20 protein-coding genes are annotated in these 21,378 nt (G+C 55.1%); 15 read left to right on the top strand and 5 right to left on the bottom strand.

All coding sequences use genetic code 11. From position 1 onward, the window contains the following. Positions 1-181: 181 nt before the first annotated feature. Both EXR70_12090 and recO read right to left on the bottom strand, forming a co-directional pair. On the bottom strand, positions 182-2,905 hold the full coding sequence (locus EXR70_12090; GenBank protein MSP39222.1) for a pyruvate, phosphate dikinase: 2,724 nt from the start codon (positions 2,903-2,905) through the stop codon (positions 182-184). A gap of 68 nt (positions 2,906-2,973) precedes the next feature. Continuing rightward, positions 2,974-3,756, bottom strand: coding sequence for a DNA repair protein RecO (recO, locus tag EXR70_12085; protein MSP39221.1), 783 nt, complete (start codon positions 3,754-3,756; stop codon positions 2,974-2,976). Positions 3,757-3,915: 159 nt separating this feature from the next. Here recO and grpE point away from each other — a divergent pair, with 159 nt between their 5' ends. The 13 genes from grpE (at position 3,916) to EXR70_12020 (ending at position 18,324) form a co-directional block, all read left to right on the top strand. Beyond that, positions 3,916-4,560: a nucleotide exchange factor GrpE gene (gene grpE / locus EXR70_12080; GenBank protein ID MSP39220.1), complete on the top strand. Its 645-nt coding sequence runs from the start codon at positions 3,916-3,918 to the stop codon at positions 4,558-4,560. A gap of 66 nt (positions 4,561-4,626) precedes the next feature. Further along, positions 4,627-6,546, top strand: a complete 1,920-nt coding sequence (gene dnaK, locus EXR70_12075; protein MSP39219.1) for a molecular chaperone DnaK — start codon at positions 4,627-4,629, stop codon at positions 6,544-6,546. A gap of 107 nt (positions 6,547-6,653) precedes the next feature. Continuing rightward, on the top strand, positions 6,654-7,739 hold the full coding sequence (dnaJ, locus tag EXR70_12070) for a molecular chaperone DnaJ (protein ID MSP39218.1): 1,086 nt from the start codon (positions 6,654-6,656) through the stop codon (positions 7,737-7,739). Between the two features lie 145 nt (positions 7,740-7,884). Then, a complete protein-coding gene (gene lon, locus EXR70_12065) occupies positions 7,885-10,377 on the top strand; it encodes an endopeptidase La (protein ID MSP39217.1) in 2,493 nt (830 codons plus the stop codon). A 31-nt stretch (positions 10,378-10,408) separates the two neighbouring features. Continuing rightward, positions 10,409-11,401, top strand: a complete 993-nt coding sequence (gene thiL / locus EXR70_12060) for a thiamine-phosphate kinase (GenBank protein ID MSP39216.1) — start codon at positions 10,409-10,411, stop codon at positions 11,399-11,401. Positions 11,402-11,463: 62 nt separating this feature from the next. After that, entirely contained in the window at positions 11,464-12,213 is a 750-nt protein-coding gene (larB, locus tag EXR70_12055; protein MSP39215.1) for a nickel pincer cofactor biosynthesis protein LarB, read from the top strand. Between the two features lie 9 nt (positions 12,214-12,222). Next, a complete protein-coding gene (locus EXR70_12050) occupies positions 12,223-12,528 on the top strand; it encodes a hypothetical protein (protein MSP39214.1) in 306 nt (101 codons plus the stop codon). A 6-nt stretch (positions 12,529-12,534) separates the two neighbouring features. Continuing rightward, positions 12,535-12,960: an archease gene (locus tag EXR70_12045; GenBank protein MSP39213.1), complete on the top strand. Its 426-nt coding sequence runs from the start codon at positions 12,535-12,537 to the stop codon at positions 12,958-12,960. Positions 12,961-13,031: 71 nt separating this feature from the next. After that, positions 13,032-14,432: an HD domain-containing protein gene (locus EXR70_12040; GenBank protein MSP39212.1), complete on the top strand. Its 1,401-nt coding sequence runs from the start codon at positions 13,032-13,034 to the stop codon at positions 14,430-14,432. Further along, the gene (locus EXR70_12035) at positions 14,425-15,624 is read left to right on the top strand and encodes a DegT/DnrJ/EryC1/StrS family aminotransferase (protein MSP39211.1); all 1,200 of its coding nucleotides are present in this window, start codon (positions 14,425-14,427) and stop codon (positions 15,622-15,624) included. Before EXR70_12040 ends, EXR70_12035 begins: the two co-directional genes overlap by 8 nt. A gap of 54 nt (positions 15,625-15,678) precedes the next feature. Continuing rightward, positions 15,679-16,797, top strand: coding sequence for a cupin domain-containing protein (locus tag EXR70_12030; protein ID MSP39210.1), 1,119 nt, complete (start codon positions 15,679-15,681; stop codon positions 16,795-16,797). After that, positions 16,794-17,372, top strand: a complete 579-nt coding sequence (locus tag EXR70_12025) for an SIS domain-containing protein (protein MSP39209.1) — start codon at positions 16,794-16,796, stop codon at positions 17,370-17,372. The genes EXR70_12030 and EXR70_12025 overlap by 4 nt, the downstream gene beginning before the upstream one ends. Before the next feature lie 4 nt (positions 17,373-17,376). Next, a complete protein-coding gene (locus EXR70_12020) occupies positions 17,377-18,324 on the top strand; it encodes a hypothetical protein (GenBank protein ID MSP39208.1) in 948 nt (315 codons plus the stop codon). Positions 18,325-18,371: 47 nt separating this feature from the next. Here EXR70_12020 and EXR70_12015 read toward each other — a convergent pair whose 3' ends face one another. Next, positions 18,372-18,623, bottom strand: a complete 252-nt coding sequence (locus tag EXR70_12015) for a hypothetical protein (protein ID MSP39207.1) — start codon at positions 18,621-18,623, stop codon at positions 18,372-18,374. A 271-nt stretch (positions 18,624-18,894) separates the two neighbouring features. On the opposite strand from EXR70_12015, the gene EXR70_12010 reads away from it, so the two are divergent. Continuing rightward, on the top strand, positions 18,895-19,680 hold the full coding sequence (locus EXR70_12010) for a hypothetical protein (protein ID MSP39206.1): 786 nt from the start codon (positions 18,895-18,897) through the stop codon (positions 19,678-19,680). A gap of 3 nt (positions 19,681-19,683) precedes the next feature. Further along, positions 19,684-20,142, top strand: coding sequence for a dCMP deaminase family protein (locus tag EXR70_12005; GenBank protein MSP39205.1), 459 nt, complete (start codon positions 19,684-19,686; stop codon positions 20,140-20,142). Between the two features lie 57 nt (positions 20,143-20,199). Here the strand turns inward: EXR70_12005 and EXR70_12000 are convergent, their stop codons facing one another. Both EXR70_12000 and atpB read right to left on the bottom strand, forming a co-directional pair. Continuing rightward, complete coding sequence (locus EXR70_12000; GenBank protein ID MSP39204.1) at positions 20,200-20,526, bottom strand: F0F1 ATP synthase subunit C; 327 nt, start codon at positions 20,524-20,526, stop codon at positions 20,200-20,202. Between the two features lie 69 nt (positions 20,527-20,595). Then, positions 20,596-21,378, bottom strand: coding sequence for an ATP synthase F0 subunit A (atpB, locus tag EXR70_11995; protein MSP39203.1), 783 nt, complete (start codon positions 21,376-21,378; stop codon positions 20,596-20,598).

Here is a 21,378-nt window from a genome sequence, read left to right as displayed (position 1 = left end):
GCAAATCGAGGCAAAACTAAGGACCCTATTAACCACGAGAGCAAAATGTAATCTGATATAACTTCGCAAAAACTGTAACTCATTACGAAAAAAACGATCTATCCTCCGCTGCCCTGCTTCCAGGGCAGTTGTTCAGAGGTTCCTTAAGCCTCGGCTGGCAGACAAAGGGCGGCAACCCTGGCTATTGGGAAGGCTTTCCCAACGCCGCTTGGGCCGCGGCCAACTTGGCGATCGGCACCCGATAAGGGGAACAGCTAACGTAATCGAGGCCGATTTCATGGCAGAAAGCCACCGAATTGGGCTCGCCGCCATGTTCGCCGCAGATTCCAATCTCCAATTGTTTATGCTTTTTTCGACCTTTGGCGACGGCGATGCGCATCAGCGCCCCAACCCCGTCGCGATCGATACTGACAAAGGGATCTTCCGGTAACAATCCGTGGACGACGTAGCTCGGTAGGAACTTACCGGCGTCGTCGCGAGAAAGGCCGAGACAGGTTTGGGTTAGATCATTGGTGCCAAAGGAGAAAAACTCCGCCTCCTCGGCGATTTCGTCGGCGACCATGCAAGCGCGTGGCAACTCGATCATGGTGCCGATGAGATAGCGGACTTTGACGCGATACTTTTGCTGCGTCTCTTGGGCGATGCGTTCGACGATCAGTTTCTGCTCGTGCAACTCTTGACGCGAACCGACCAGGGGGATCATCACTTCGGGAAAGGGATTTTTCCCCTCGCGACGTAGTTCGCAGGCCGCTTCGAAGATCGCTTGAGCCTGCATTTCAGTAATCTCGGGATATGAAATTCCCAAGCGGCAACCGCGATGGCCGAGCATCGGGTTAAATTCCTGAAGCACGTTGACCTTGTTGCGGAGAACCTCCACGGGGATCGCCATGACCTGTGCGAGTTCGAAAACCTCAGCGTCATTCTTTGGTAGAAATTCATGGAGCGGCGGATCTAGGGTGCGAATGGTTACCGGCAAACCGCCCATGATCGCCAGAATACTTTTGAAATCTTGCTTCTGCATGGGCAAGAGCTTAGCCAAAGCGCGCCGGCGGCCAGCTTCATCTTCGGCGAGAATCATTTCACGCACCGCTTGAATGCGATCGCCTTGGAAAAACATATGCTCGGTGCGGCATAGGCCGATGCCCTCACTACCGAAAGCCTTGGCGATTTCGGCTTGGTCGGGTTGATCGGCGTTGGTGCGCACGCCCAATTTTCGCGTTTCATCGGCCCAACGCATGAGCTTGGCGAAACGCGGGTAGATGCGCGATTGCTTGGCATTCATGGTTCGCGCCACCAGCACTTGCAGCACTTCCGAAGGCAAAGTCGGAATCTCGCCTTCGATCACTTCGCCGGTGCTGCCGTCGATGGAAATCCAGTCGCCTTCTTTAAGCTCGGCATGATCGACGCGCAGCGTGTGCTTGGCATAATCAATATGGAGCACTTCGCAACCGGCGACACAAACCTTACCCATTTGGCGCGCCACCAGCGCCGCGTGAGAAGTCATCCCACCACGAGCGGTTAAAATTCCCTGGGCCGCGTCCATGCCGCGAATATCGTCGGGACTGGTCTCGACGCGGCAGAGCACCACGCGCTCGCCGCGTTTTTTCCACTCAACGGCATCGTCGGCGTGGAACACGATGCGCCCGGTGGCCGCACCCGGACCGGCGGGTAGGCCGCGACCGAGCAAGCGTCCGGTTCGATGCGCCAGATCGATTTTCTCTTGATCGAAGATCGGCCGCAGTAGTTGATTGAGCTGATCCGGTTCGATGCGCCGTAGGGCGTCCTGTTTCTTGATGATGCCTTCGGCAACCATGTCGACGGCGATGCACACGGCGGCGAAACCGGTGCGTTTGCCGGTGCGGGTTTGCAACAACCAGAGCTTTCCCGATTCGACGGTGAACTCGATATCCTGCATTTCCCGATAATGACGCTCAAGCAGTTTAGCGACTTGCTGCAATTGCCGCGCGGCTTTCGGCATCAATTGATTCAGCTCGATGATCGGGCGGGGCGTGCGAATGCCGGCGACCACATCTTCGCCTTGGGCGTTGACTAAAAATTCGCCGTAAAAACGTTTTTCGCCGCTTGCCGGATTACGTGTAAAGGCGACACCGGTAGCGCAATCGTCGCCCAGGTTACCGAACACCATCGCTTGAACGTTGACCGCGGTGCCCCAGCTATTGGGAATTTTGTAGAGCCCACGATAGGCGATGGCACGGTCGTTATTCCACGAACCGAACACCGCACCGATGGCGCGCCAGAGCTGATCAAACGGTTCTTCGGGAAAATCTTTTCCCAGACGGCGCTTGATCTCGGTTTTGTATTCGCCGATCAGTTCTTGAAGCGCCTGCGCATTGAGTTCAGTATCGCTCCGCGCTCCAGTGGCTTTTTTCTTCTCTTCGAGAATCACTTCAAGGGGATCGCTGGCAGCTTTGCCATTGGTTTTGATGCCGAGCACGACATCGGCGTACATTTGAATAAAGCGCCGGTAACAATCGAAGGCGAAGCGGGGATTGTGAGTCCGATCGATCAGCCCTTGCACGGTCTGATCGTTAAGCCCGAGATTCAATACCGTATCCATCATCCCCGGCATCGATTCGCGCGCCCCGGAACGCACCGAGAGCAGCAACGGATTATCGGCGGCGCCGAAACCGCGGCCAAGAATTTTTTCCATCCGCGCCAAATTAGCCGCAACCTGGGCTTTGAGGTCGCGCGGAAACTGCCCACCATGGGCGTAATAATAACTGCAAACCTCCGTGCTCATGGTGAACCCCGGGGGCACCGGCACACCGATACGGGTCATTTCATGAAGGCCGGCGCCCTTGCCACCAAGCAGCTCACGCATTTTCGCGCTGCCTTCGGCCTTACCATTGCCAAAAAAGAACAATTGTTTTTTCTTAACAGACATTGGATTCACTCTAAGGATTGTCCTGGTGATTGATATTGTCGTGTGGACTGATGCTTAAACGAACTGGGCTAGTTCGTGGCGGAAAACGCCGGGGAAAACTGTTGCAGAAAAGCCGCCGATTTGATTTGTCGCACCATGTGAAATTGAATGAAAAATTCGATCGCCGCGCGCATTTCCTTGATCACTGACATAGGTAATGACAGGGACGATGGCAGGTTGTTCGGTTCCGCCTGGAGCGCGGTTAAGATTTCGATGGCTTTGGCGCCTAGAGGTAAGGCCTCCCGGCGCACGCTAGCACAGCTGTTACACAAGACACCGCCATCGGCCGGACTAAAGTACCATAGAGTAATCTCTGGATCGGGAAATTCGTGGGCGCAACGCTTGCAGTTATCCAGCACCGGTTGATAACCGACGAGGCGCAATAGTTTTAGCTCAAACGCGATTAACAGTCGGAACGATGTGCCATGCTCTTCCAAGCGGCGCAAACCATCGCGCAGGTGATGATAGACCGCCATACTTTCTTCGCGTTCGCCGACTAAGCCATCGGTAATCTCGACCAAATAAGCGGCATGGGAAATGGTTTCCAGACTGCGCGCCAAATGACGATAGCCAACGACCAAATCGGCGGCTACAATAAATGCTAAACCGCTTTGCGCCCGGTCTTGAAAGTGTAGGTTGACCTGAGCGAAGGGCTCCAATGAATTGACAAAGCGCTTACGTGAGCGCATCGCGCCCTTAGCGATGCCGGTGATTTTGCCAAAGTCCGCAGTGAGAAAAGAAACTATTCTGTCAGATTCCCCAAATGGGCGGGAGCGCAGTACAATGGCGGGTGTAACAAGGCTGGGAGGCATAATTGAACTGGTCACAAACGGTTGAACGAACTATATCATTTTTTTATGAGAGCAGACAACTATATAAAATATCAGGGGTTTTCAAGATAGAAAAACTTGACAGCTAAATCTATCGTGATTACATTGCCGCAACCATGACGTAGGGAGACATGGCGCGACATGAGTGGAGAAACAAAACTAGATTCTGATGAGAGCACTGGCGCAGCCAGTGAAAATCAACCCAAAGGAGATTCCGGCGCCGATGATCGCGCTGATTCTAATGCTGAAACCGTCGATGAGCTGACAAGCTTGCGGCAACAATTAACGGCCAAAGAGCTTGAAGCCAAGAATAACTATGATCGCTACGTGCGCCAAGTCGCGGAAGCGGAAAACTTCAAGAAGCGCAACGCGCTGGCGCGCGACGAGGCGATTCGTTTCGCCAATGAAACCTTGTTGAGAGAAATTCTACCGGTACTCGACAACTTGGAACGCGCTATCGCCCACGCCGCCGGTGGCGACAACGGTAAGCCGCTGGTCGAAGGCGTGGAGATGGTGCTTAAGGGATTCTTGGATGTGCTGAGCAAATTTGGCGTCAGCCAAATCTCGGCGGCAGGTCAACCCTTCGATCCGTCGAAGCATGAAGCGATAGCTCAGATGGCAAGCGACGACCATGAATCCAACAGTGTCGTCGACGAACTTCACAAGGGCTACCTGTTTCGCGACCGGCTCCTGCGGCCGTCCCTAGTCATTGTAGCTAAGCCGCTAGAAACGAAAGAGAAAAAAAATGACGGCGACAAGGTTGAAAACGACCCAAGCGATGATTAAATAAAATCCATTCGCACGCCAAGTGAATAACGCATTGTCGAAATTAGTTTTTGAGGAGCAATCAAGATGGCAAAAGTGATCGGCATCGACTTAGGGACCACCAACTCCTGCGTAGCAATCATGGAGACGGGTGACCCTAATGTACTCGCCAACTCGGAAGGCAGCCGGACCACACCCTCAGTAGTGGCCTTTGCCGACAATGGCGAGCGCTTGGTCGGACAAATCGCCCGCCGACAAGGGATCACCAACCCGGAGAACACCATTTCCGCGGTGAAGCGTTTGATCGGCCGACGCAGCGACGATGCCTTGGTGCAAAAGGCGGGCAGCCTATTGCCCTATAAAATCGCCCGCAACGATACCGGCGATGCCTGCGTCGAGATTCGCGGCAAACAGTATAGCCCAGCGGAAATCTCGGCTTTTATTTTACAGAAAATGAAACAGGCGGCGGAAGATTACCTCGGTGAAAAGGTCACCGAGGCGGTGATCACCGTGCCGGCCTATTTCAACGACAGTCAAAGACAAGCGACTAAAGATGCCGGGCGTATCGCCGGTTTGAACGTGCTGCGCATCATCAACGAGCCCACGGCGGCAGCCTTAGCCTATGGTTTGGACAAAAAGAAAGATGAAAAGATCGCCGTCTTCGATCTCGGCGGCGGCACCTTCGATATTTCTATTTTGGAATTAGGCGAGGGGGTTTTCGAAGTCAAAGCGACCAACGGCGACACCTTTCTTGGCGGCGAAGATTTTGACCAGCGCATCATCGATTATCTCGCCGATGAATTTAAAAAAGACCAAGGCATCGATCTGCGCAAGGACCGCATGGCGCTGCAGCGCTTGAAAGAAGCCGCTGAGAAAGCCAAATGCGAACTGTCGTCGTCAATGGAAACCGATATCAATTTGCCTTTCGTCACTGCCGACCAGAGTGGGCCGAAGCATTTAAATATGAAGCTAACCCGCTCCAAGCTCGAAGCGCTGTGCGCCGATCTGATCGATCGCACCGAAGGTCCCTGTCGCCAAGCGCTAAAAGATGCCGGCTTGAGCGCCAGCGATATTCACGAGGTTATCTTGGTCGGCGGCATGATCCGCATGCCCGCGGTGCAAGAACGGGTAAAAAAGATTTTTGGCAAAGAGCCGCATAAGGGGGTCAACCCCGATGAAGTCGTCGCGGTCGGCGCGGCGATTCAGGGCGCGGTGCTCAAGGGCGAAGTCAAAGACGTGTTACTCTTGGACGTGACGCCGCTTTCCCTCGGCATCGAAACCCTGGGCGGGGTTTTTACCAAGCTCATCGATCGCAATACTACGATCCCAACCAAGAAGAGCCAAGTATTTTCCACCGCACAAGACAATCAGTCGGCCGTGTCGATTCGGGTATTTCAAGGCGAACGGGAAATGGCCGTCGACAATAAATTGCTTGGCCAATTCGATTTGGTCGGCATTCCCATGGCGCCGCGTGGCATGCCGCAGATCGAAGTGACTTTTGATATCGATGCCAACGGTATCGTTCATGTCGGCGCCAAAGATCTTGGCACCGGCAAAGAACAGTCGATCCAAATCACCGCATCGAGCGGCCTGAGCGAAGAAGAGATTAAAAAAATGGTGGGCGAGGCCGAAGCCCATGCCGCCGAAGACAAGAAACGCAAAGAGACCGTCGAAGCGCGCAACCAACTCGATACTTTGGTTTACTCCACGGAAAAGTCCCTCGGCGAATATGGCGCCGATCTCGAAGCCGGGGTCAAAGAAAATATTGAAGCCGCGCTTAAAAAGGCCAAAGAAGTTTTAGAAGGCCAAGATGCCGAAGCCATGCGCAAAGAGGCCGAGCAACTGAGCCAAGCCGCCCATAAATTGGCCGAGGCGATGTACGCCAAAGCTTCGCAACAACAAGCGGCGCAGCAGAACGCGGAAAAGCCGGAAGAAAAAGATGCCGGCACCAGCGGCAAAAAGAAAGACGACGTGGTCGACGCCGACTTCACCGAGGTCAAGGAATAGTCACCGCGCAAGTCTAGTTACCTCGCTCAACGAAGCCCCTGCTCCAGTTTGTTGGTGCGAGGGGCTTCGTCACTTATACGGAATGCAAGAATTTTAGGGGATCGCCATTGAGCACCAAGCGCGACTACTACGAATTGCTCGGCGTCGGCCGCAGCGCCACTGAAGATGAAATCAAGAAGGCCTATCGCAAGTCGGCCTTGCAATATCATCCGGACCGTAACCCCGGCGACAAGCAAGCGGAAGAAAAGTTCAAAGAAGTTTCCGAAGCCTATTCGGTGCTCTCCGACGCCCAAAAACGCGCTCAGTACGATCAATACGGCCACGCCGCGTTCGGTGATAGCGGTCCCTTCGCCGGCGGCTTCGAAGATGTCTTTGGCGATATCTTCGGCGAATTTTTTGGCGGCGGCGGTCGACGCGGCCGGGGCCGGGGCGAAGATCTACGCTACAATCTGACGCTAAAATTTGAAGAAGCGGTGGCCGGCGCGGAGAAAAAAATCAAGATTCCGCGCCACGGCGCCTGCGAAACCTGCCATGGCAACGGCGCTAAACCGGGCACTGCGCCGCAAACTTGTCCGACCTGTCGCGGCCGCGGTCAGGTCAATTTTCAGCAAGGTTTTTTCAGCGTCTCGCGTACCTGCAATCAATGTCACGGCCAGGGCTCGGTGATCAAAGAAGCCTGCGCCAGCTGCGGCGGCGCCGGTCGAGTGCGCTCCATGCACACGCTGAGCGTAAAAATTCCCGCCGGCGTCGACAACGGTTCACGGCTCAAACTGCGCGGCGAAGGCGAAGCCGCACCAGCGGGCGGCGCACCGGGCGATCTCTATGTCGTCACTCAAGTGGAGTCCCATCCGATTTTCATCCGGGAAAACTTAGACATCATTTGCGATGTGCCGATCAGTTTCGTCCAAGCCGCCCTGGGCGCGGAAATCGACGTGCCGACGCTGGATGGCAAAGTAAAGATGAAAATTCCCGGCGGCACCCAGTCGGGCAAAGTCTTTCGCATGAAAGGCAAAGGGGTGAAGGACGTGCAAGGCTACCAGATGGGCGATCAACATGTGCGCGTCACCGTCGAAACTCCGACCCATTTGACCGCCAAGCAAAAAGAGCTGCTCAAAGAGTTCGCCACCCTGGGCGAAGACGGCAATCCGCTCGCCAAGGGCTTCTTCGACAAGATGAAAGAACTATTCGGTTAGTGTTTTCTCCGCCGGGTGCGTCCGAACGCCACCCGCTTGAGGATTTCCCGGCGCAATAATTTGCTGACGAATTCACACAACGGTCAAGTTTGTTGTTGACCTGGGTTCCCACTGTGATTAAGTTGTCGGCAGGATTGGAGTTTTAATGAGTGACACCGAATGGAAAGTCGAAAATCCGGACAATAAAAATTCTCAGGTCGAGATTCCGGATATTCTGCCGCTCCTGCCGATACGTGACATTGTCATTTACCCCTACATGATGTTGCCGCTGTTCGTCGGCCGCGACGTATCGATTCGCGCCGTCGAAGAAGCGCTGTCCCGCGACCGCTTGATTTTTCTGGTGGCGCAAAAAAATTCCTCGGAAGAAAATCCTACTGCCGAGAACATCCACAAAATCGGCACCATTGCGTCGATCATGCGTATGCTCAAGCTCGCCGATGGCCGGGTGAAAATCCTCGTCCAAGGTTTGGCCAAAGGCGAAGTCGACACCTATCTGCGCGAGCGGCCGTTTTTCGAAATCAAAATCCGCAAAGTCATCGAGCCGACCCAGGCGGAAGTGCCGATCGAAGTCGAAGCCTTGATGCGCACGGCGAAAGAAAAGATCGAACAGATTTTAAATCTCAAAAACCTGCCGCCCGAAATCGTCATGGTCACCGACAACATCAGCGATCCCGGCGTGCTGGCGGATTTGGTGGCGTCCAACCTGCGCCTCAAGATCGAAGAGAGCCAGGCAATTCTCGAAGTCTTCGATCCCATCGAACGTTTGAAAAAGGTCAACGAGCTTTTGACCCGCGAGTTGGAACTCTCGACCATGCAGGCGCGCATCCAAAACCAAGCCAAAGAAGAGATGAGCAAGACTCAGCGCGATTATTTTCTGCGCGAGCAGCTGAAACAAATACAGCAGGAGCTCGGCGAAGGCGACGAGCGCGGCGAGGAAATCACCGAGCTGAGAAAACAGATCGACAAAGCCAAGATGCCCACCGAGGTCAAGCGCGAAGCGGACAAACAACTGCGCCGCTTGGAACAAATGCATCCGGAATCTTCCGAGGCATCTTTGGTGCGCACCTATCTCGACTGGTTGGTCGACCTCCCCTGGAGCAAGCAGACCAAAGATAATTTAAACATCAAAAAAGCCAAGCAGGTGCTCGACGATGACCATTACAACCTGGAAAAAATCAAAGAGCGTATCCTCGAGTATCTTGCGGTCAATAAACTGCGGCGCAAAATCAAAGGGCCGATTCTTTGCTTCGTCGGCCCTCCCGGCGTCGGCAAAACTTCTTTAGGCCGATCCATCGCCCGCGCTCTTGGACGTAACTTCGTGCGTATTTCACTCGGCGGCGTGCGCGATGAAGCGGAGATCCGCGGCCATCGGCGTACCTACGTCGGCGCGTTGCCGGGCCGAATCGTTCAAGGCATCAAGCAAGCGGGCACGAACAATCCGGTATTCATGCTCGACGAGATCGACAAAGTCGGCGCCGATTTTCGCGGCGATCCGTCGGCGGCATTGCTCGAAGTGCTCGACCCTGAACAGAATCATGCCTTCAGCGATCATTACTTGAATTTGCCCTTCGATCTATCCAATGTTTTGTTCATCTGCACGGCCAACTTGCTCGATCCGATTCCCGCCGCCTTGGCCGACCGCATGGAGGTCATTCAACTTTCCGGCTACACCAACGAAGAAAAGTTGGAGATCGCGCGCAAGTTCTTAATCCCGCGCCAGTTCGAAGACAACGGTATCACGGGTAAATTTTTGGAAATCTCCAACGACGCGGTGCTGCGCGTGATCGCCGAATACACCAAAGAGGCCGGCTTGAGAAATCTCGAACGGGAGTTCGCCTCGATTTGCCGGAAGGTCGCCCGCAAAGTGGCGGAAGGCAAAACTGAACTGACCCGGCTGACGCGCGCGAATCTGCATTCGTTTCTCGGCGCACCGAAGTTTATGCCCGAAGCGGAGCAGGAAAATAATGAAATCGGCGTCGCTACCGGTTTGGCCTGGACCAGCGCCGGAGGCGAGATTCTCTACGTCGAGGCGTCTTTGTCGCGCGGCCGCGGCAACCTGACACTTACCGGCCAGCTAGGCGACGTCATGAAAGAATCGGCTCAAGCGGCGGTGAGTTACGCCCGCGCCCACGCCAAGAAGCTCGGCATCGAAGAAGATTTTTATCAGAAGCTCGACATTCATATTCACGTGCCGGCGGGAGCGATTCCCAAGGACGGCCCTTCGGCGGGTATCACTATAGCGACGGCGTTAATCTCGGCACTGACCAAAAGGCCGGTCAATCGCGATGTCGCCATGACCGGCGAAATTACCTTGCGCGGCCGAGTGCTGGCCATCGGCGGGCTCAAGGAGAAATCCTTGGCCGCATTCCGTGCCGGTATGAAGACGATCATCATTCCCGAGCGTAACAGCAAAGATCTTGACGAAATACCCAAAGCGCTGCGACGAAAGCTGCGCTGGGTTCCCGCTGCGACGATGTCCGATGTACTCAAAATCGCCCTGATGGATCGCCAGCGACCGACCCGGCGGCTTGCAGGTGCGATTTTAAGTAAGCAAAAGTCCCGAACGGTAAAACGAAAAGCCACGCCGCGGCTGTTGCGTAAATCTCCCAAAGAACGGCGGCTGCCGATTCAGCCTTAGGCAACCTGGCGCATCAGTCACGCCGCAGCTCATGAAACTTAGCCGGCTCGGAGAATTCGGCCTCATCGGACGGATTCGTCGCATGGGCACAAGCTCTCGCGGCGTGCGCATCGGCATCGGCGACGATTGCGCCTGGGTCGACCATAGCGCCGGCTCGTCGCTGATCACCGCCGACGTTTTGATCGAAAACATTCATTTCAATCTCAAATGGACCTCGCTCTTCGACCTCGGTTACAAGTCCCTAGCGGTCAACTTAAGCGACATCGCCGCCATGGGGGGCGTGCCCGCTTACGCAATGCTTTCTCTCGGCATACCGGCAAAATTCGATAGCCGACAGATCGATGAATTTTTTCGCGGCTTCAACAGTCTCGCCCGTAAGACTCAGGTTGCGCTGATCGGCGGCGACACCAACATTTCGCCAACTTTGATCATTTCAGTTTGTCTGATCGGCGCGCCGCCGGAACAGCCGGTGCAGCGCAGCGGCGCGAAAGTTGGTGACGATATTTATGTCACCGGCACCTTGGGCGACTCGGCACTCGGCCTGGAGCTGTTGCGCAAAAAATCCCGAGGTACACAGTCAGCAACCATGCTTCGCCTATTGGCGCGCCACCACCGACCGACGCCGCGGCTCGCCGCTGGCGCGCTGTTGGCGCAGCAGAAATGCGCCACGGCGATGATCGATATCAGCGACGGCCTGCTGCAGGATTTAGGACATATCTGCAAAGCGAGCGACACCGGCGCGGCGGTGTCGAATGAAAAATTGCCGCTATCCACCGCTTACCGTGCGCTCGCCGGAAAAAATGGTACAAGCTTGGCGCTCAGCGGTGGTGAAGACTACGAACTATTATTTTGCGCCCGGCGCCATCAGCGTCAACGGTTGGAAACATTAGCGCGCCAAGCCCAAGTGAAAATCACCCGCATCGGCAGTTGCGTCACGACTAAGCAAGGAATCACCGTCATCGATGGCGCGGGAAAACCGCTGCCCGTGAAGCTCAAAGGCCACGATCATTTCAAAAAACAGTAGCTCCCCAAGCCAATAAAGTTTAAAATATTTCTTCCATGAGCAATTATGCCCCGCTTTAACCGATGGATGCCGAGCGTCTGACCAAACTATTCGAGCAAGTGCGCAGCGGCAAAGTAGCGGTCGCCGCCGCCGTCGCACAGATGCGCCATCTGCCTTTCGAGGACCTCGGTTTTGCCAAGGTCGACCATCATCGCGCGCTGCGCCAGGGATTTCCTGAAGTCATCATGGGGCAGGGCAAACAAGTCAAAGACATCGCCGCCATCGTCGGCGCCATGCGCAAACGGAAAAATAATATTCTAGTCACCCGTTTGGACGCGGCAAAAATCGCCCAGCTCAAGCGTCTGCGCACCGGTTTAAAATTCCATACCGAAGCGCGTGCCGCCACCTGGACGGGTAAGTCGATTCGCATTGCCGGTAGGGGCACGATCTTGGTGGTCTGCGCCGGCACTTCCGATATCCCGGTCGCCGAAGAGGCGGTGTTGACCGCGACGGTGATGGGCAACCGCGTCGAAAAACTTTTCGATGTCGGCGTCGCCGGCATCCACCGCTTGTTGGAAAATCGTTTGCGTTTGGATGCCGCGGCGGTACTCATCGTCGTCGCCGGCATGGAGGGCGCGCTGCCGAGCGTGGTCGCGGGTTTGATCGATAAGCCGGTCATCGCCGTGCCCACCAGCGTCGGTTACGGCGCCAGTTTCAACGGACTGTCGGCGCTGCTCGGCATGCTCAACTCCTGCGCCGCCGGCGTGACGGTGGTCAATATCGACAACGGCTTCGGCGCCGGGTTTGCGGCGAGCCTCATAAACCGGGTATAAATAGGAGGCATGCAGTGCTTTCACTGCAGCCGAGCGGTTCGCGAAACCGCCCATCAGCCGAAAAATTATCAGGTTGACTATTATCGACTCCATACCGGTCACAGCGAAGTGGACTATTTGGTAAATCCGAAACAAGACGCGCCGCCCCATCGCTATTTGCGACTGAGCCAACCCATCGACATTTTTACCTGCGTTGAATGCTATGCCCGCCCGGAGATCCGGCAACGATTGGATGACGACATTACAGGCCGGCGCGCGCTAGTTGACACGCGCGCTCACGAAGTGCAGTTCGCGGAGCACCACGCCAAGGGCTGATCGATTATGGATAACCCGAAACCGTATCGTATAACCACCCATCACACCGAGATGGCGGTGCGCGTCACCGGCACCACCCAAGCCGAGCTTTACACTAACTCGGCGTTCGCCCTGTTCGATGTCATGACCGACATGGCGACTGTTGAAATGAAAGAGACCATCGCGCTGGAGATCGAGGGCAACGACCGCGACGATCTGATGGTCAACTGGATGCGCGAACTGCTCTATCTGTACCAGAACAACGGTTATCTGTTGAAGGAATTCAAAATCATCCAAGTCAAAGACACTAGCGTCAAGGCCGAAGCGCGCGGCGAAAAAGTCGATCCCGACCGCCATGAAGTGAAACAAGAAATCGCCTCGGTGGCGGCCCACAAAAGCCGCATGGAAAAGACCGGCAACCGGTGGACCGCCCAAGTGATCTTCGAACTGTGAATCGCGCAATAAACCCGGTTGTCTTTTTTGAAATCTGAAATCTGTAATGTGAAATTCTGAGCGCAGCGAAGATGCAGCAGTTAATCGACAACGAATATGGCGGCACGGCGCTGATCGCCGATCCGATCCACAAATATATTCAGTTCACCGTGCCGGAGAAAAAAGGCGAGGTGACCGAGAAAGCGCTCATCGATTCGCCCTGGGTGCAGCGGCTCCGTTATATCTATCAACTGCAAAGCGCGCGCTGGGTCTATCCGTCGGCGGAGCATAGCCGGTTTCAACACTCCTTGGGCTCCATGCATTTCGCCGGCGAGTTCGGTAAACATCTCTATCCATCGCTGCGCAAAGTTTTGGGCGACGAATGTCCGTCGGCGCCGTTCATCGAACAGTACATGCGCGTGGTCGGCCTGTTGCACGACATCGGCCACGGCCCATTCGGCCATTTCTTCGACGATAATTTTTTGCATAACTACGATCTCACCCATGAGGATCTCGGCCAGACGATTATTCAGAAGCATCTCGGCGACGTTATTCGTCAATTGCGCCGCAGCCCCAGCGGGCCGTTCGCGGCCGGCGAAGAATTGCGTCCCGAAGATGTCGCCTTTCCGATCAAGAAAAATGGCAAAGAGGACAACCTTAAACCAAAATGGGTGCGTTTCCTTCAACCTCTCACCGGCGGCATTTTTACTTTCGACAATCTTGACTATGTATCGCGCGACTCCTACATGTGCGGCGTTCATCCCGGCCCGGTCGACCGCGAGCGGCTGATGCATTACACGTTTTTTACGGCCAAAGGCTTGACCGTGCACAAGGCCGGCAACAATGCCTTGACAGCTTTTCTCAACGCCCGGCTCTATCTTTACACCAATGTCTATTATCATCGCACCACTCGTGCCATCGACTTACATCTGCGCGATATTTTTCCCGAAACTATGAAAGTATTGTTCTCCGGTAATCCACTGGAACATATGGAGGATTATCTTTACCTCACCGATTGGTCGCTGCTCGAAGCGGTTTCCCACTGGCGGCGCGATAAGGGCGAGCTGGAAGCGCTCGGCAAAGAATGGGAATCCGTGCTGCACCGCGAAGTAAAATGGAAGATGGCCTACGACCGCACGCTGTCGTTGAATGAACTGCAATACGGCGTCGATCTGATTCAAGACACCGATTGGGAAAAACGCATTCGCGCCAAGTTGCCGAGCGCCCTGCGCGATTTGGTCTTCCGGGTCGACATGGCGACTCAAGACCCGCGGCCGGAAAATCCCTTCGCCATGGGCAAGAAACAGATTCACATCTACGATCCGTCGAGCGGCGAGATCACCAAGGAATCGCTGGCGGAGTTGTTTGAATTCATTCCCTCGAAGATCGTCCAGTTCCGCGTCTTCGCCCTCGATCACGAACATGACCAACTACTTTCCGAAGTCGCCGAAAGCGCGTTAAAAGGCCGCTCCGCCGTTAAAACCAGTGTCTGATCCCAGTCCCGACAAAATTCCCATCGTTGACCTGCGCGCGCAGTACGGCAAGTTGCGCGACGAGTTGCGCGAAGCGATTGACGAAGTGGTCGAGAGCCAGCAGTTCATCCTCGGCCCGGCGGTGACGCGCTTTGAAGCGCAGATGGCGAATTATTTACAATGTTCCCACGCTGTCGGTGTCGCCTCGGGCAGCGACGCGCTGCTGCTCGCTTTGATGGCGTTAGAGATCGGCCCCGGCGACGCTGTCATCACCACACCGTTCACTTTTTTTTCGACAGTTTCATCGATCACCCGGCTTGGCGCCGCGGCGCTGTTCGTCGACATCGATGCCGGTAATTATTTGCTGTCCGCCGAGGCGCTCAAACAATTCCTCAGCGAACACACAAACGTCCGCGACGGCGTGACGATTGAGATAAAAACCGGCCGGCCGATCAAAGCGTTATTGCCGGTGCATCTGTTCGGCCAATGCTGCGCCATGAATGAATTCCTCGCGCTTACTAAACAGTATCCCATGGCCATCGTCGAGGATGTCGCCCAAGCTTGCGGCGCACGCCTGGAAATTAACAGCGAATTAGAATTCGCCGGCAACATCGGCGCGCTGGGCTGCTTCTCTTTTTTTCCGAGCAAAACTTTGGGCGGTTTCGGCGACGGCGGGCTAGTGAGCGGGAATTCGATAGAATTGGCCGAGCGTCTGCGCATGCTGCGCATGCACGGCGAGAGCGCCAAGTATCACCACGAGCTCACCGGGATCAACTCGCGCCTCGACTCCCTCCAAGCCGCCGTGCTGACGGTTAAACTAGCGCACTTAGAATCGTGGTGCGCAGAGCGAATTCAGCGCGCCGACAACTACTTTCGCTTATTCAATCAGAGTGGCATTCTCGGCCCTGGGATTTTGGCGATTCCGCCGGCGAGCAAAGACATGTCGCATGTTTTCAACAATTACGTGATCCGCGCTGAGCGGCGCGATCAGTTAAGAGCGTTTCTCACCGACCATGGCGTGCAAAGCGAGATCTATTATCCGCTACCGCTCCATCGGCAAAAATGTTTCGCCGATTTGGGCTACCAAGCGGGCGACTTTCCCAACGCCGAACTGGCGGCGAGCCAAGTCTTGGCGCTACCGCTCTATCCGGAATTGTCCGCCGGCCAGCAAGAGACCGTCGTCGCGCGTATCGGCGCTTTCTACCGACGCTAGAGCGCGCTTTCTTCTGCGCCGACCCTATGGTAAAAATTTTACGGCGGTAAAATCATGGTGAAGGCACAGAAAGAAGAATCCAGCGAGACGCCGGAAGGCGCCAAATCGAGCTACGATAAATGGGTCGAGGGCGAAGGCATCCCGATCATCAAGAGTTTCTTCGTCGAGGATATCCGCAAGGTTCACTTGGAACCTTGGCAGCGCAAAGACGGCAACGGCGCGTTCCTGCAAATGGAAGGCGCCGGCCAGGTGAATAATTCTTATATCTGTGAGATCCCGCCGGGAAAAAGTTTGAAGCCGCAGCGTCAACTATTTGAAGAAACGATTTACGTCATCGGCGGCAGCGGCGCTACCACGGTTTGGAACCATGAAAACCAGAAGCAGACGTTCGAATGGCATGCGGGCTCGTTATTCTCGCCGCCGTTAAACACTTGGCATCAACTTTACAACGGCAGCGGCAGCGAATCGGCGCGCTACTTGGCGGTCACCACCGCGCCGACCATGATCAACCTGCTACACAATCTCGATTTCATCTTCCACAACGATTTTGCTTTCAACGATCGCTTCGATGCCCACCAGGGATATTTTAACGGCGAGGGCAATCTGTTGTCCGGCGATTTCAAAGGTTTCAAATTCGCCGGCAATGCTTGGGAGACTAATTTTGTCGCCGACGCGCGTAACTTTAAATTAATGGACTATGACGTGCGCGGCGCCGGCGGCAGCAACATCAAGTTCGAGCTTTCGGAAAACACCACCGCCTGTCATATTTCGGAATTTCCCGTCGGAACTTACAAAAAAGCCCACCTCCACGGCGCCGGCGCCCATGCGATCATTCTCGGCGGCGAAGGCTATTCGCTAATCTGGCCCGACGGCGCGGAAATAAAAAAGTATGAATGGCGCGAAGGCAGCATGGTGGTGCCACCGGAAAATTGGTGGCATCAGCACTTCAACGCCGGCGTCCGGCCGGCGCGCTATTTAGCTCTGCGCGCCTTCGGCAGCAAAAAATTCAAGGGCCTGGGCAGCCGCTATCAGCCCTCCGTCGATCGCAAAAAGGGCGGCTCGCAGATCGAATACGCCGACGAAGAGTTGATCGTGCGCCAGTGGTTCGACCAAGCCTTGGCGAAAAAAGGCGTTTCCAGCCAAATGTCCAAGCACTACGAAAAAAGCGCATGAAAGACGCCATCGTCAACGCTTTCGACGAAAGCATCCGGGTCAAGCAAGCTTTCCTGCGCGATAATATCGACACCTTGATGCAAGCCATCGACGCCGTCATCGCGGCGTTTAAGAGCGGCAACAAACTTTTACTCTTCGGCAACGGCGGCAGCGCCGCCGACGCGCAACATATCGCTGCGGAATTCACTAACCGTTTCTTAATCGAACGGCCGCCGCTGCCGGCGCTGGCGTTAACCACCGACACTTCGGCGTTGACCGCCATCGGCAACGATTACGATTACTCGCAAATTTTCGTCAAGCAGATTCAAGCCCTCGGCAAAGCCGGCGATATTGCGCTCGCGATTTCCACCAGCGGCAATTCACCCAACGTGCTAGCCGCCATTGAAACCTGTAAACAGTTTAAGATCTCCACCATCGGTCTCACCGGCGGCAGCGGCGGCAAGATGGTCGGCAACGTCGATTACCTGCTGCGCGCCGGCGAGGGCAAAAATAGCGCGCGCATCCAGGAAACCCACATTCTCGTCGGCCATGTGCTCTGCGACATCGTCGACCAAAAACTTTTCGCCGCGAAATAAGTGCATGCCGCCCAAACGATTCAAACCCTTGGACTTCAGCAAAGTTCGCACCTATCCGGTCAGCAAACGGTTCAGCAAAGTTCAGACCGCTCTGCTCGGCAAGAAAATTAACAAAGGCTTAAGCGTACGCGCGTTCATCCGCGGCCTGCCCGACATCCTCGCGGCGCAGAATTTAAAAGCGATCGCGCGCAAGATCGCCGATTGCCATCGGCAGAAAAAAACCGTGCTTCTCGGCATGGGCGCGCACCCCATCAAAGTCGGCTTGAGTCCATTGATTATCGACTTCATGGAACGTGGGATTATCCACGCCATCGCGCTCAACGGCGCCGGCGTGATCCATGACTTCGAACTCGCGTTTATGGGCGAGACGTCGGAAGATGTTGCCGCAACGTTAACCGACGGCAGCTTCGGCATGGGCGAAGAAACCGGCGCGTTTATCAATCAAGCGATTGGCGAAGGCTCGAAAAACCAGTTAGGCATCGGCGCCGCAGTGGGCCAAGCGATCAACAAGAATCGTTTGCCGCACCGAAAGTTGAGCATTCTCGCGACCGCCGCGAGATTGGGTATACCAGTTACGTCGCACATTGCCATCGGGACCGACATCATTCATATGCATCCCAAAGCCGACGGCAAAGCGCTCGGCGATTGCAGTTTGCGCGACTTTCGCACGCTGACCTCGGTGGTGGCGACCTTGGATCGCGGCATTTATTTGAATTTCGGTTCGGCGGTGATCCTGCCGGAAGTTTTCTTAAAGGCGGTCAGTCTTGCGCGCAATCTCGGCAATCCCGTTGGCAACCTAACCACGGTCAATCTCGATTTCTTGCAGCACTACCGGCCGCTGACCAATGTGGTTAACCGCCCGACCATGAACGGCGGCAAGGGTTACCATCTCACCGGCCACATGGAGATCATGGTGCCGTTGCTGTTCGCCGCGGTCTTGGAAGAACTATAAAATTTTCTCCGCCGTTTTCTTGGTCGGCCAGCCGAGCTAGCCGAGCACTACGATCGACAGCCTGAGAGCCCGCGATAAACAAATAGCATCAGCAACAACGGCGTCGGCTTGGCGGAATACCAGAGCAATATTTTGCGCTCCCAACGTTCTTTCAAAATGCCAAGGACGATGAGCGACAACACCGTTCCGATGCCCGGCGCGGTGACCGGCAAACCCAAACCTTCGCCGATCCAGAGAATCAACAACCCGCCGAGAGACGGGCCGACGATGTGCGCGAAGTCAAAGCCGATTATGCCCATAGCGATGGGCGAGCCGGTGATTTCGCCCGCTATCAGTATAAATGTCCTTCGCGGACGAATTAGCCCACCGACGCGATCAAGTCATTCGAGCAAAAGAGCGCGTAGTTGCGATGCACCAGAGGACGAAACATGCGAAAAGAAGCACTCCTCCGTAACTTGACGCTAGGGCGATTTCTTGATTAGTCTGCCGGCTTGACCGAACTTGAGTGAAAATCCTTTTGCTGAATGGTTGGATTCGTTCTACACTAGCGCTGATGTTGCGCTTTAGGCTATGCTGATTACGCTTACCACCGATTTTGGCTATCAGGATTCTTTCGTGGGAATCATGAAAGGGGTGATCTACGCGATCAATCCCGATGCCCATGTGATCGACTTGACCCACGGTGTGCCGCCGCAGAATGTCATGGCGGGCGCATTGATCTTGCAACACTCGATTCGCTATTTTCCGCCCGGCACCATTCACGTTGTCGTCGTCGACCCCGGTGTCGGCAGCTCGCGCCGGCCGATCCTGATCGAATTCGACGGCAGTTTCTACATCGGACCGGACAATGGCGTGCTGAGCGTCGCCTTTGAGCGCAAACAACCGAGCAGCATCACGCTGCTGTCGAACATAGATTTCCAGCTTCACCCGACCAGCAACACATTTCACGCCAGAGAAGTCTTCGCGCCGGTAGCGGCACATCTATCACTCGGCGTACCGGCCACCGAGTTCGGTGAGAAACTGGACAGCTTTGTTGATCTCATCATCCCCAAGCCGATGCGCCGAGATCAACGCATCGAGGGGGAGATCATTTACATCGACAACTTCGGCAATCTATTCGTCAACATCCGCGAGCGCGAATTGACCGGCCTCGCAAAAGATCGGATGCGCATTTCCCTCGGTCCGGTCGAGGTCGGCGGTATTTCGGCTAACTATTCGATGGTCGGCGCCGGCGAATTCGCCTGTGTATTCAACAGCTGGGGCCTGCTCGAGATTGCGCTTAATAAAGGTAGCGCGCGGCAGCGCACCGGTGCCAAGATCGGCGACAAAGTCACCCTCGCCGCCAAAGCGGATTAAAACATGAGCGAACGATTGAGCTGGGATCAATATTTCATGACCATCACCTTACAGGTGGCCGAGCGTTCGACCTGTACCCGGGCCAAAGTCGGCGCCGTGATCGTGCGCGACAAAAACATTCTCGCGACAGGTTATAATGGAGCACCAGCCGGTATGCCCCACTGCACCGATGTCGGTTGTCTGATCTACGAATCGAAGACGCCCAATGGCGACACCGAGCAGAACTGCTTTCGCACCATTCACGCGGAGATGAACGCCATCGCCCAAGCGGCGAAAAACGGCTCCACTATTAAGGACGGCGCTATCTATATTACCCACACGCCGTGCATTCACTGCCTCAAAGTGCTGGTCAACACTGGCATCAAAGATATTTTCTATTTGAAACCCTACAAGCTCCACACTCTAGAAGAACTTCTGCGCTATACCCAAGTCCACTTGTACGCAGTGCAATTGCCAAGCTAATAAAAAAGGGGTGGGGAGAATTCCCCCCACCCCTTCTCGATTCGAGCGATTCAGTAATTAGATCTTTCCCTGCAAGAGAATCGCGATAACGAAACCATAGAGCGCCAACGCTTCGAGCAACGCCAAGGTTAGAACCAGCGGCAAGAACAGCTTGTCGGCGGCGTTCGGATTGCGTCCGATGCTTTCCATCGCGGCTGCGCCAACACGGCCCTGGCCCAAAGCGGCGCCAAAGGAAGCGAGCGCGACGGCAATACCAGCGGCCAGTGCCAACGTGCCTTTGACTTGCCCATCGCCGCCCGCGGCGGCGCCTTCGGCAGCCATGGCTAACCCGGTTGCCATCAAACTCAAAAACAGCATAGCAAAAAAGGCAAACAGCTTCTTCATCCCTCCTCCTTTCCAGCGTCTTAGGCCTGCCACTCCTCTTTCCTCATCCTCTCCACAACGGCCCGTCGCTTAGTGATGTGCCTCATGTCCATGTTCTTCGTCATGGCCGTGGCTGATCGCCAAGGCGACGTAGATCATGCTCAACAATGTGAAAACGAAAGCTTGAATTAAACTAACCAGTGTCCCCATCACGTAAAAGGCTACCGGCACCACCAACTTGGTCAAACCGATAAACGCGCCGATCACTTGGTGATCGCCCATCATGTTACCGAATAGACGTAAAGACAGAGAAACCGGCCGAAACCCATGGGAAAACAACTCAAGGATAAAGAAAAACATTACGGAAATGAGCAGCAGGGGCAAGAACGCGAGCTTGGAAATGATGCTGCTACCGGGCAAGCTGGTCATCGGGCCGACGAAATGTTTGAAATAGCTCATGCCTTGCTCGCGCACGCCGATCACGTTGTAGCCGATGAAAGAACATAGAGCCAGACCGATGGTGGTATTGAGATTAGCCGTCGGCGCGCCGAAGCCGGGCAAGAGTCCCATCAAGTTGCTGGTCAAAATGAAGAAGAAAAACGTTCCATAGAACGGCACGTACTTGCGTCCGGCCTTGCCGATGATGGCGTCGCTTTGACTGACGATCAGTTGAACGATCAACTCGGCAATATTACGCGAACCAAGCTCACCCGCCGGAACCGTGGCGTCCTGCGCTTTGACCAAGGCGCCACGAGCCATTACAGCAAATAGCACCAAGAACAAAACGGCGACGATGGCAAAAAAAGTGTGATCGCCAAGCGAATGCTGCAAGCCTTCGGGTAGCCAGTTATACCAAGTAAATGGATGTTCCAT

Source organism: Deltaproteobacteria bacterium (genome assembly GCA_009692615.1).
In the GTDB taxonomy this organism is placed as follows: domain Bacteria; phylum Desulfobacterota; class Binatia; order UBA9968; family UBA9968; genus DP-20.
This window is presented reverse-complemented; position numbering and strand designations above follow the sequence as displayed.